At 75.2% G+C, this 11,823-nt stretch carries 12 protein-coding genes; 6 read left to right on the forward strand and 6 right to left on the reverse strand.

Annotated elements, in window-relative coordinates; genetic code table 11:
- Positions 1-33: 33 nt before the first annotated feature.
- The 4 genes from KPF22_RS18625 to KPF22_RS18640 all read left to right on the forward strand — a co-directional run bounded on the left by KPF22_RS18625 (position 34) and on the right by KPF22_RS18640 (position 3,987).
- A complete protein-coding gene (locus tag KPF22_RS18625) occupies positions 34-1,320 on the forward strand; it encodes an alpha/beta fold hydrolase (protein WP_062402508.1) in 1,287 nt (428 codons plus the stop codon).
- 203 nt (positions 1,321-1,523) lie between these two features.
- Positions 1,524-2,672, forward strand: coding sequence for a sigma-70 family RNA polymerase sigma factor (locus KPF22_RS18630; protein WP_224402813.1), 1,149 nt, complete (start codon positions 1,524-1,526; stop codon positions 2,670-2,672).
- 257 nt (positions 2,673-2,929) lie between these two features.
- A complete protein-coding gene (locus KPF22_RS18635) occupies positions 2,930-3,445 on the forward strand; it encodes a flavin reductase family protein (protein ID WP_208819535.1) in 516 nt (171 codons plus the stop codon).
- Positions 3,442-3,987: an NAD(P)H-dependent oxidoreductase gene (locus KPF22_RS18640; protein WP_224402814.1), complete on the forward strand. Its 546-nt coding sequence runs from the start codon at positions 3,442-3,444 to the stop codon at positions 3,985-3,987. The genes KPF22_RS18635 and KPF22_RS18640 overlap by 4 nt, the downstream gene beginning before the upstream one ends.
- 15 nt (positions 3,988-4,002) lie before the next feature.
- Here KPF22_RS18640 and KPF22_RS18645 read toward each other — a convergent pair whose 3' ends face one another.
- The 6 genes from KPF22_RS18645 to KPF22_RS18670 form a co-directional block, all read right to left on the reverse strand.
- The gene (locus tag KPF22_RS18645; protein ID WP_224402815.1) at positions 4,003-4,902 is read right to left on the reverse strand and encodes a pseudouridine-5'-phosphate glycosidase; all 900 of its coding nucleotides are present in this window, start codon (positions 4,900-4,902) and stop codon (positions 4,003-4,005) included.
- Positions 4,899-5,234, reverse strand: coding sequence for a hypothetical protein (locus KPF22_RS18650; protein WP_224402816.1), 336 nt, complete (start codon positions 5,232-5,234; stop codon positions 4,899-4,901). The genes KPF22_RS18645 and KPF22_RS18650 overlap by 4 nt, the downstream gene beginning before the upstream one ends.
- 33 nt (positions 5,235-5,267) lie before the next feature.
- Positions 5,268-6,626 (reverse strand): MFS transporter, encoded by a 1,359-nt coding sequence (locus KPF22_RS18655; RefSeq protein ID WP_208819529.1) that lies wholly within the window; start codon positions 6,624-6,626, stop codon positions 5,268-5,270.
- A 63-nt stretch (positions 6,627-6,689) separates the two neighbouring features.
- Positions 6,690-7,364, reverse strand: a complete 675-nt coding sequence (locus KPF22_RS18660; protein ID WP_224402817.1) for an HAD family hydrolase — start codon at positions 7,362-7,364, stop codon at positions 6,690-6,692.
- A gap of 86 nt (positions 7,365-7,450) precedes the next feature.
- Entirely contained in the window at positions 7,451-7,999 is a 549-nt protein-coding gene (locus KPF22_RS18665) for a GNAT family N-acetyltransferase (protein ID WP_224402818.1), read from the reverse strand.
- A gap of 35 nt (positions 8,000-8,034) precedes the next feature.
- Complete coding sequence (locus KPF22_RS18670) at positions 8,035-9,732, reverse strand: L-lactate permease (RefSeq protein WP_224402819.1); 1,698 nt, start codon at positions 9,730-9,732, stop codon at positions 8,035-8,037.
- A gap of 180 nt (positions 9,733-9,912) precedes the next feature.
- Between KPF22_RS18670 and KPF22_RS18675 the strand changes: the two genes are divergently transcribed.
- Together KPF22_RS18675 and KPF22_RS18680 are read left to right on the forward strand one after the other, a co-directional pair.
- The gene (locus tag KPF22_RS18675; protein ID WP_208826713.1) at positions 9,913-11,127 is read left to right on the forward strand and encodes a cytochrome P450; all 1,215 of its coding nucleotides are present in this window, start codon (positions 9,913-9,915) and stop codon (positions 11,125-11,127) included.
- Positions 11,128-11,149: 22 nt separating this feature from the next.
- Positions 11,150-11,770 carry a TetR/AcrR family transcriptional regulator gene (locus tag KPF22_RS18680; RefSeq protein ID WP_062402483.1) on the forward strand — a complete coding sequence of 207 codons (621 nt, stop codon included), beginning with the start codon at positions 11,150-11,152 and terminating at the stop codon, positions 11,768-11,770.
- Positions 11,771-11,823 lie beyond the last annotated feature (53 nt).

Genomic DNA, 11,823 nt, shown 5'->3' on the forward strand with positions numbered 1-11,823 from the left:
GAGCACGGACCGCGTGCCCTTCCCGAGACCCCCGTGGCCGCGGCCACCGGGAGCGACGACCGGCCGGACCCCCTCCGGTACCTCGTGTCGTACAACACCCGGAACCTGACCAAGGTGGTGGCCGAGGTCGGCCGGGCCACCGGCGCCTACTGGATCGACGCGGTCCAGCGGATCGCCCGGCCCGGTGACGCCGCCCGGCGCGGGCTCCTGTGGATCTCGGCGATGGCCGACCGGCGCGAGCCGACCTGGCACCTGGCCAACGAGGTCGTGCTGTCGACGCCGTTCGCGTCGCTGCGTGACTTCACCGCCGCCGAGCACCGCGACGACGACGTGGTCCCCACCCTGGTGCTGCCGCCCCAGGCCGGGCACTCCTCGACCGTCGTGGACTACTCGCCGCAGCAGAGCCAGATCGCCATGATCCGCGCCTCGGGCCTGACGAAGGTCTACGCGCTGGACTGGCGGCCCGCCACGACCGCGACGAAGAACGTCACGATCACCGACTACCTCGAGGTGATCGACCGGTCCATCCGGCGGATGGGCGGGAAGGCCAACCTGGTGGGCGACTGCCAGGGCGGCTGGCTGGCGACGATCTACGCCGCACTGCACCCGGACCGGGTGAACACCCTGACCCTGGCCGGGGCGCCGATCGACTTCCACGCCGGCGAGTCGGTGATCGCCGCCTCGACCCGGCTGATGGCGGGGACGATGGGGATGGCGCCGTACAAGGCGCTGGTCGCCGCGGGCGGCGGCAACATGCCGGGCTCGGCGGTGCTGTCGAACTTCATCTCGATCCAGCCGCAGTCGGAGATCTCCCGGCAGCTGCAGCTGCTGGAGAACATCGACGACCCCACCCACGTCGAGCGCTACCGGGTGTTCGAGGACTGGTTCAAGTACACCCAGGACATCCCCGGCGCGTTCTACCTGTGGCTGGTGGAGAACCTGTTCTGGAAGAACCGGCTGATCAAGGGCACGCTCACCGTCGACGGCCGGACCGTCGACATGGGGGCGATCGACTGCCCGCTGCTGCTGCTGGCGGGCTCCGCGGACCACATCACCCCGGCCCCGCAGCTGTTCGCGGCGGCGGAGAAGGTCGGGACCCCGGCCGCGGACGTCACCTACCGGACGGCGACCGCGGGCCACCTGGGGCTGTTCATGGGCCGTGACGCACTGCGCCACGACTGGCCGGTGCTGATGGAGACCGTCTACGGCCACTCGGTGCCGTCGAAGAAGGACACCGGGGCCGGCAAGGCGTCGCGGCGGCGCAGCAGCGTCCGCGCCGTGGCCGACCCACGGGACACCCCGCGGGTGCCCGCGCCCTGACCGGTACGCCCGGCGGGCTCGCTCTCTAAGAGGACCCTGAGAGAACCGCAACTGCATGTGACCGACGACACGGCCCCGCAGGCACATTTCCCGGCCTGCGGGGCCGCGTCGTGGGAACGATCCCCGGAACGGATGCGTTGACCCCGTACAGGGCAAGCGGTGAGGCCCATCAATCGCCCGCCGCAGCCCGCGCAGGGGAGGAAATGCACATGACGGTGACCACGACCGCTCCGGCCGTACCCGGCCCGCGCCTCACGACCGAGGCCCCCGCTCGCGCCACCGTGTCGTCGTCCGGCGCGAAGCGGACCGCCCCGAAGGTCGCTCGCAGCTCCCGCCGTCGCACCGACGGCGACGGAGGCACCGCACTGGAAGCCACCGTACCCGGTGCCGCGGCCGCGGTGGCGGAGGATCTCGACGCCCAGAGTCCCGCCGCGGACCTGGTGCGCGTCTACCTCAACGGGATCGGCAAGACCGCACTGCTGACCGCGGCGCAGGAGGTCGAGCTGGCCCGGCGCATCGAGGCCGGCGTGTTCGCCCAGCACCGGCTGGACACCGCCGCCGCCGACGGCACGCTGGACGGGCTGGACCTGCAGTACCGCCGCGACCTGCGCGCGGTCGTCCGCGACGGGCTGCTGGCCAAGAACCACCTGCTGGAGGCGAACCTCCGGCTGGTGGTCTCGCTCGCCAAGCGCTACACCGGGCGCGGGATGCCGCTGCTGGACCTGATCCAGGAGGGCAACCTCGGCCTGATCCGCGCGGTGGAGAAGTTCGACTACACCAAGGGCTTCAAGTTCTCGACCTACGCGACCTGGTGGATCCGGCAGGCCATCACGCGGGGCATGGCCGACCAGGCCCGCACCATCCGGCTGCCCGTGCACCTGGTCGAGCAGGTCAACAAGCTGGCCCGGATCAAGCGGGACATGCACCAGCGCCAGGGCCGCGAGCCCAGCGACGCCGAGCTGTCGGCCGAGTCGGGGATCCCGGAGCACAAGATCCAGGACCTGCTCGACCACGCCCGCGACCCGGTGAGCCTGGACATGCCGGTCGGGTCCGAGGAGGAGGCGCCGCTCGGTGACTTCATCGAGGACGCCGAGGCGACCGACGCCGAGAACACCGTGATCTCGAGCCTGCTGCACGACGACCTCCGCCGGGTGCTGGCGACCCTGGAGGACCGCGAGCAGAAGGTCATCCGGATGCGCTTCGGCCTCGACGACGGCCAGCCGCACACGCTCGACCAGATCGGGCGCGCCTTCAAGCTCTCCCGCGAGCGGGTGCGCCAGATCGAGCGCGAGGTCATGTCGAAGCTGCGGGTCGGCGAGCGCGCCGACAAGCTGCGCGCCTACGCGAGCTGACCCGGGCCGGCCGGGCGTCCCCCCACCCGGCCCCCGGCGACGGACGGCCGGCGGAGCGATCGCTCCGCCGGCCGTTGCCGTCTCGGGCACCCCGGGGCTCCCCACGAGTTCGGGATGCACGGCACGGGGAGTTCTACCGGATCGATTCCGCAGCGGTCACGGCGACACGGTGGCGGCCGCGGCACGGCACGGCGTGTTCCCCACCACCCCGGGCCGGATCGTTGGCCGAGCGCTCCGTCCCCGCCTAGGGTCGGGTCATGTCGCGTTCCCTCCCCGGCCCGGTCACCCCCGTCGTGACCCCGGAGTCCATGCGCGACGCACTGGGCGCGTTCGCGTCCGGCGTCGTCGTCGTCACCGCGATCGGCCCGGACGGGCCCATCGGGTTCACCTGTCAGTCCTTCGCGTCGCTGTCGCTGGACCCGCCGCTGGTGAGCTTCGCGCCGTCACGCGGGTCCTCGACCTGGCCGCGCATCCGCGAGGTGGGCCGGTTCTGCGTGAACGTGCTGGCCGCCGACCACGAGCACCACAGCGCCGGGTTCGCCCGCTCCGGGGTCGACAAGTTCGCCGGGGTGACCTGGGCGGCGGCGCCGTCCGGCTCGCCGGTCCTCGAGGGCGTCGGCGCCTGGGTCGACTGCGCCCTGTGGAACGAGTACGACGGCGGCGACCACACGATCGTCGTCGCCCGGGTCGACGCGCTCGGCGCGGACCCGGACCGGCTGCCGCTGCTGTTCCACCGCGGCACCTACGCCCTCACCCCCCGGGCCGGCTCGTGAGCGGCACCGTGGGCCGGATCATCGGGGTCGTCGCGGGCCCGGAGCCGGGCGGGCGCACGGCGGCCGCCGTCGCCGGGATCCTCGCCGGCACCGGGGCCGACACCGCCCTGATCGAGCTGTCGCAGACCCCCGTCGCCGAGGTCACCGCGGCCTTCGCCGACGCCGACGCCGTCGTGTTCGGCAGCCCGGTCTACCGGGCCGGGCACACGGCGTCGCTGCGGGCGCTGCTGGAGGCCACCGAGCGCGGGAAGTGGGGCGAGAAGACCGCCCCGCTCCAGGGCAAGGCGGCCGCGGTCGTGCTGACCGGCGCGAGCGGGCACCACTTCCTCGCCGTCGACGGGCTCCGGTCGGTGCTGGCCGGGTTCTTCGCCGTCCAGGTCCTCTCCCCCGGGCTCTACCTCGACCACTCCGGCTACGTCGACCGCAACACCCTCACCGAGCAGTCCGCGGAGCTCGCGGCGGCGCACGGGCGGGCACTGGCCGACCTGACCACGGCGGTACGCGGCTCCGAGGCGCTGCGGGCGATCACGCCCGTCGTCTGAGGCGGCACCGGCGCGTCACCGCCCGGCCAGGGCGGTGGCGATCCGGGCGCCCAGCGCCACGTTGTGCCGGTACACCGCGACGTTGACCTCCAGGCTGGCCTCGCCGGTCGCGGCGCGGACCCGCGCCAGCAGGAACGGGGTCGCGTCCTGCCCGCCGATCCCGGCGTCGTCGAGTGCGGCCAGGGCGTCGGCCAGGGCGGTGTCGTGGAGCGCGGGCGGGAGCTGCTCGGCGGCCGGGACCGGGTTCGCCACCAGCAGGGCCCCGGGCAGGCCGAGGTCGCGGGCGGCCCGCCAGGCCGCGGCGACCTGCTCCGGGGACTCCAGCCGCTGCCCGACCCGGTGCCCGGAGTCGGCCACGTAGAAGCCGGGGAAGGCGTGCGTGCGGTACCCGGCGACGGTCACGCCGAGGGTCTCCAGCCGCTCCAGGGTGGCCGGCACGTCGAGCACCGACTTCACCCCGGCGCTGACCACGACCAGCGGCAGCGCGGCGAGCGCGGTCAGGTCGGCCGACTCGTCGAACGTGCGCGCGGCACCGCGGTGCACCCCGCCGAGGCCGCCGGTGGCGAACACCCGGATGCCGGCCCGGTGCGCGAGGTGCGCGGTCGCGGCGACCGTCGTGCCCCCACTCGCGCCGGTGGCGACGGCGACCGGGAGGTCCCGGGCGGACAGCTTCACCACGCCCGGGGCGGTCGCCAGCCGGGCCAGCTCGTCGTCGGTCAGCCCGACGACGACCTCGCCGTCGAGCACCCCGACGGTCGCGGGGACCACCCCGAGCGCGGCCACGAGCTCCTCGGCCTCCCGGGCGACGGCGAGGTTGCGCGGCGCGGGCAGGCCGTGGGTGACGATCGTCGACTCGCACGCCAGCACCGGGCGGCCGACGGCCAGGGCGTGGGCGACCCGCTCCCCCACCCTCATGCGGCAGCCGGCGCACGCAGGGCGGCCTCGCCGCCGTCGACGGGTGAGGTGCCGGACGCGGTCACCGAGCCGGGCGCGTGCCGGTGCACCCGGTCCGCCACCCGCTCGAACAGCTCCGGGCACTGCGGGGGCGTGCGGAACCCGCCGCCGCGGGCGGGCGGCGCCGCGGTGACCCGCGGCAGCCCGTCGTCCGGGCCGACGAGGACCTCGGTCGTCCCGGTCCCGGCCGCGCGGTGGCCGTCGCGGCCCCGTTCCGGGGCGGCGGGCACGGGCGCCGGGTCGTACCCCGGGATCCGCGCCGGGTCGGAGCCGATCACCAGCAGCGTCGTCACGTCCCCGCACGCTGCTCGCCGCGGCACCGGCCGTCAACCCTGCGGCGCCGGGACCGGGGTGCGGGCTGCCGAGCGGGCACAGACCAGCGCGACGAGTGCGCCGAGCAGCGTGAACCCGGTCGCGACCAGTACGGCGACGTGCCAGCCGGCCAGCAGCTCCGGCACCGGCTCGTCGCCCGCCGGTGAGGTCAGCACCGAGGTCAGCGTGACGCCGACGGCGGCGCCCAGGTAGCGGGTGGTGTTGTTGATGCCGCTGCCGGTGCCCGCCCGGTCCGGCGGCACCGAGGCGACCGCCTCGCGGCCGAGCGTCGCGTTCACGACCCCGGTGCCGACGCCGACGACGACGAGCGCGGCCAGGACCGCCCCGGTGCCGGACCCGGTCGCGAGCAGCCCGAGCTGACCGGCCGTCATGACCAGCAGGCCGACGCCGAGGCGGACCCCACCGGTGACCCGTTCGCTGATCCGGCGGGTGAGCAGCGCGGTGACGATGCTGGTGCCCGACCAGCCGAGCAGCAGCAGCGCCGCCGTCGCGGGGGCGGTGCCGTGCACCGGGGCGAGAAGCGCGGGCAGGTAGGAGCTCAGCGAGATGATGCCGAGCCCGGTGGCGAGGCTCGCGACCGTGGCCGCGACCAGCCCGGGATGGCGGAACAGCTCCGGCCCCGCCATCGGGTGCGCGACGACGAACTGGACGGCGACGAACCCCGCCAGCAGCGCCACCCCGGCGACCAGCAGCACGAGGGTCGCGGTGGTGACCGGCAGCCGCCGGGCCTCGGTGAGGCCGGCGAGCAGCACCGCCAGCCCCGCGGCGAGCAGCACCATCCCGGCGACGTCGACCGGGCGCGGCCGCCCGGCGGTGGACTCGGTGAGCAGCGTGCGTCCGGCGAGGGCGAGCGCCAGCCCGGCGACCGCGACGGCGAGGTAGAGCACCCGCCACGGCAGCAGGCCCGCGAGCAGCGGGCCCGCCGCGATCCCGGCGGCCAGCGCCGCGCCCCACAGCCCGGTCGCGGCCGAGCGGCGCGGGCCCGGCGGCAGCGCGTGGCCGATCAGCGCGAGGCTGCACGCGACGACCGCGGCCGCCCCGACGCCCTGCCCGATCCGGCCGGCGACGAACCCGGCGGTGCCGGTGGAGAACGCCCCGCCCGCCGAGGCCAGGGCCAGCACGACCGCGCCGGCCGTGAACACCGCGCGCCGCCCCAGCCGGTCGGCCAGGGTCCCCGCGGTCAGCAGCACCGCGGTGAGCCCCAGGCTCATCGAGCTGAGGATCCAGGAGCGCCCCGACGGCGAGGAGCCCAGGTCGGCCGCGATCGGGGCCAGGGTGGCCAGCGGCGCGGTGTAGCCGACCAGGGCCAGCGTCGTGCCGAGCGACGCCACCGCCACCGTGCGTCGGGCCACGCCGCCACCCCCGTCGTCACCGCGGACCGGTCAAGATCAGGACGGACGGTACGCCGTGCGGGCTCAGCTGGGGAGGCCGAGCAGCGCGGGCAGGTCCGCGACCGAGTCGATGACGGCGTCGGCGCCCGCCGCACGCAGCCGCGGCTCGCCGTGCGCCCCGCCCCGCACCCCGACGGCGAGCCCCGCCCCCGCCCGGACGGCGGCGTCGATGTCGGCGGTCGCGTCACCGGCCACCGCGACCTGGGTGGGCCCGGTCCCGGCCCGCCGGGCCGCGGCGTGGAGCAGGTCGGGCTCGGGCAGGCCGCGGCCGTCGACGTCGGCGGGCGACAGGACCATGTCCGCCCGCTCGGTGAACCCCAGCGCCGACACCAGCCGGTCCCGCAGCTCGGGGTCGAAGCCGCAGGTCAGGGCCACGCTCAGGCCGGCGTCGCGGAGCGCGTCGAGGGTCTGCGCGGCGCCGGGGACCGGGCGGACGCGGCCCGCGTCCAGCGCGGCGTGCAGGTGGTCGGCGAACGCGGAGTGCGCGCGGCGGGCCCGGTACATGTCGCCGTCGAGGAGCTCGCCGAGCACCGTCATGACCGGGCGGTCCATCGTCGCGCGGGCCTGCCTGTCCAGCGCCGGGTAGCAGGGGCCGTCGACGCGGACCCCGGCGGCGCGCAGACCGGCGCGCAGACCGGCGAGTACGAGCCCGTCGTCGGCCATCGTCGTACCCGCCAGATCGAGCACCGCCAGTTGCACGGGTGAACTCCACCGCCGCCGGATGACGATCACCCGACTCCTGGTCGACATCCGGGTGAACCGGCCGCGTCACTCCGGGGCGGGCGTCACCACAGCTCGCCGTCGCGCCAGTCGCAGACCAGCGCGCGGGCCGGGTCGAGCGGCGCGTCGACGGGCAGGACGTGCACGGCGCCGCGCTCGTCGGGGGTGTCGACGACGCCGTCCGGGGTGAGCGCGGCGAGCGGGCCGCACCACGGTTCCCAGCCGTGCCTGCGGTAGAGCCGCGCGGCGCGGGCGGCGGCGCCGAGCGCCCCGAGCCGGTACCCGCCGCGCACGATCCGGTCCACCTCCGCCATGAGCAGCCCGCCGAGCCCGCCGCCCTGGCTCCCGGGCCGCACGGCCACGGCCTCGACATAGCCGGTGCGCAGCGCGACGCCGTCGTGCAGCAGCCGGCGGCCCACGACGGCCGCGTGCCCGACCGGGTCGTGCAGCGGACCGGCGAGCACGTGCACCCCGCCGAGCGCGTGGTCGAACGAGGCGTCGTCGAACCCGCCGGACCCGTCGGCGTCGGCGGGGAACGCGGCGTCGAGCAGGGCGCGCAGGGCCCGGAGCCCGTCGCGCCCGAGATCGGCGGTGGGCAGGACGGTCAGGCGCACCCGGGCGATCCTTCCGCAGCGCCCGGCGGCGTGCCTCAGAAGGTCGGGAGCATCCATCCGAGCACCGGGGTCGACTGCAGGAACACCAGTACGCACAGCACCGCGAGCAGCCCGACGCTCCACAGGATCGTCCGCCGGAACAGCTCGGACTCCCGGCCCGCGATGCCCACGGCCGTCGCCGCGATGGTGAGGTTCTGCGGACTGATCATCTTCCCGACGACGCCGCCGGAGGTGTTCGCCGCGACCATCAGGTGCGGGTCCAGGCCCGCCTGCTCGGCCGCGGTCTGCTGCAGCGTCGCGAACAGGGCGTTGGCCGAGGTGTCCGAGCCGGTGACCGCGGTGCCGAGCCAGCCGAGGATCGGCGAGAGGAACGCGAACGCCGCGCCGGTCCCGGCGATCCAGGTCCCGATGGAGATCGTCTGCCCGGACAGGTTCATCACGTAGGCCAGTGCGAGGACGGTGGCCACGGTGAGGAAGGCGAACCGCAGCTTGTACGCGGTGGCGGTGAACTCCCGGACCGCCGTCGCGGGCGTGAGCCGGTACATCACCGCGACGCCGATGCCGCAGATCAGCAGCAGCGAGCCGGGCGAGGACAGCCACTGGAAGCTGTAGGTCGTGGTCGACACCGGGTCCCCGGACGCGCCGAGAACCTGTCCGTCGAGCCCCGGCCAGCCGATCTTGAGGTCGGTGCCGGTCAGGAAGGTCGACACCGGGCCGACCAGCTTCGCCACCGAGAACACCACGATGATCAGCAGGTACGGCGCGAAGGCCATGAACAGCCGGCCGACCGACAGCGCCTGCGAGCGCTCGGCCAGGGTGCGCTGCTCGGTCGCGACGGACCCGCCGCCGTCGCCGCCCGGGTCCTCGACGGGTGCGTCGGCGGTGCGCTCGACGCGCAGCGTCTCCATCGCCTCGGCGCCGCCGCGCGGCTGCCAGAAGCGCAGCAGGACCACGCCGGCCGCCAGCCCGGCCAGCGCGGCGACGATGTCGGTGAGCTCGACCGAGAGGTAGGTGGCGGCCAGCCACTGGGCGACGGCGAACGCGAGACCGATGACGAGCGCCACCGGCCAGACCTGGCGCACCCCGCGCTTCCCGTCGACGAGCAGCACCAGCAGCGTCGGGACGATGAACGCGAGCACCGGGGTCTGGTGTCCGACGACGGCGCCGATCTCGTTGTACGGGATCCCGGTGAGGGTGCCCGCGGTGATGATCGGCGTGCCGACCGCGCCGAACGCGACGGGGGCGGTGTTGGCCAGCAGCACGACGACCGCCGCCCGGACCGGGGAGAACCCGAGCGCCATCAGCATGACGCCGGTGATCGCCACCGGGGCACCGAACCCGGCCAGCGCCTCGAGCAGACCGCCGAAGCAGAACGCGATGATGATCGCCTGCACCCGGGGGTCGTCGGAGATCAGCCCGAAGGCGGCGCGCAGGTCCTCGAACCGGCCCGCGGCGACGGTGAGCTGGTAGAGCCAGATCGCGGTGAAGACGATCCACATGATCGGGAACAGGCCGAAGACCGCCCCCTCGGTGGCCGAGAGCAGGGCCAGGTGCACCGGCATCCCGAAGGCCGCCACCGCGACCACGACCGCGACGACGAGTGCGGCCAGCCCGGCCCAGTGCGCCTTCCAGCGCAGGGCACCCAGCGTCACGAAGATCGCCACCAGCGGGAGCAGTGCGACGAGTGCGGACAGCCAGAGGCTGCCGAGCGGTTCGGGATCTTGCTGGAACACGGATCTCCCCCGGGGTGCCGTCGCCGATGACGGTCGCAGCCTGTCACGGTTCGCCCGGTTTCACCGGTTCGGCGGTCATCCGGGGCGTACCGGACAGGCGACGCGAAATGAGAGCACACTGTCGTTTGAGCGGTTACCGTGGAGTGCGACGCGCCCGCCGACCCTCCGGAGGCCAGCACCATGACCGACACCGCCACGGACTTCACGCTCCCGCTGCACATGCGCCGCGACCGGTTCCTGCCCGACGCCGAGCTGGAGCGCATCCGCGACTCCGGCGACGTCCCACGGGTGCGGACCGCGTTCGGCGCCGAGGCCTACCTCGTCACGCGCTACGACGACGTGCGGCACGTGCTCGGCGACGCCGCGACCTACTCCAACGCCGGGAGCGCCGAGCTGACCCGCCCGGACGCACCGCCGCTGTCGGAGCGCGAGCAGGAGCAGATGCGGGCCGGCCAGCTGCTGCTGCAGGACCCGCCGGAGCACACCCGGCTGCGCCGCTTCCTCACCCGCGAGTTCACCCAGCGCCGGATGGCCCGCCTGGAGCCGCGGATCACCGAGATCGTCGACGAGCACCTCGACGCGCTGGAGGCCGCCGGGCCGGGTGCCGACCTGGTCGCCCTGTTCGCCCTGCCGGTGCCGTCGATGGTCATCTGCGAGCTGCTCGGGGTGCCCTACACCGACCGCGACGAGTTCACCGCCCGGTCGACGCGCCTGCTCGACGTGTCCCTGCCCGCCGAGGAGCGACTGGCCGTGGGCCGGGAGAACCGCGCCTACATGGCCCGGCTCGTCGACGCGGCTCTGGCCGACCCGGGTGAGGACATCCTCGGCATGCTGATCCGCGAGCACGGCGAGGAGATCAGCCACGACGAGCTGGTCGGGATCGCGTCGCTGCTGCTGATCGCCGGGCACGAGACGACGTCGAACATGCTGTCGCTGGGCACCCTGGCGCTGCTGGAGGACCCGGAGCAGGCCGCGCTGCTGCGCAGCGACCCCGGGCTGGCCCGGCCCGCCGTGGAGGAGCTGCTCCGGTGGCTGTCGATCGTGCACACCGGGGTGGTCCGGGTGACGACGACCGACACCGTCCTGCGCGACACCCCGATCCCGGCGCGGTCGCTGGTGATGTGCTCGCTGCCCACCGCCAACCGCGACACCGGGTCCGGGTTCGACGACCCCGCCCGGCTCGACCTCACCCGCGGCGCGGCCGGACACGTCGCGTTCGGGCACGGCGTGCACCACTGCCTGGGCGCACCACTGGCCCGGATGGAGATGGCGACGGCGTTCCCCGCCCTGCTCCGCCGCTTCCCCACCCTCGCCCCGGCCGGGCCGGTCCCGCCCGAGGCCTTCCGGGCCTACCACTTCGTCTACGGCATGCACACGCTGCCGGTGACCTGGTGAGGCCGGGCGATACCGTGCAGTGATGACCGCTTCGTCGCTCGACGGCTCCCCGGCGGGCCGTCCGCTGCGCGCCGACGCCGCCCGCAACCACCGCCGGATCGTCGACACGGCGGCCGCGGCGTTCGAGTCCGACGGAGCGGACGTCCCGCTGGAGGAGATCGCGCGCCGGGCCGGGGTCGGCGTCGCGACGCTGTACCGCCGGTTCCGGACCCGCGACGTGCTGGTGCGGGCGGTGCTGGACCAGGTGTTCGTCGCGGAGATCGAGCCGACCGCGGCCGCCGGGGACGGCGACCCCTGGGCCGACCTGGCCGGGTCGCTGGGCCGGGCGGTGGAGGCGATCGCCGGACGGCGGACGATCCTGCAGCTGGCCCGCGAGGCCGGCGCGTTCGACGTCGAGTCCGCCGAGCGCTACGGCCGGACGCTGACCCGGCTGCTGGACCGGGCGCGCGAGGCGGGCGCGGTGCGCCCGGAGCTCACCCCGCGGGACCTGTCGGCGGTCCTGGTCATGGCGCTGGCCGTCGCCGAGGGGTCGGACGCGGCGGAGACGGCGTCGGGCGAGGACCGCGCCCGCTACCTGGCGCTGCTGCTCGACGGGCTGCGACCGGGCAATCCCCCGCTCCCCCCGGGCTCGGAGGAGCCCTAGCAACGATCGGGGCACGGTCGCTGTCGCGGGCGGCGCGGACCCGCTACGGTTCC

Source organism: Pseudonocardia sp. ICBG1034 (assembly GCF_020131375.1).
Taxonomy (GTDB): domain Bacteria; phylum Actinomycetota; class Actinomycetes; order Mycobacteriales; family Pseudonocardiaceae; genus Pseudonocardia; species Pseudonocardia alni.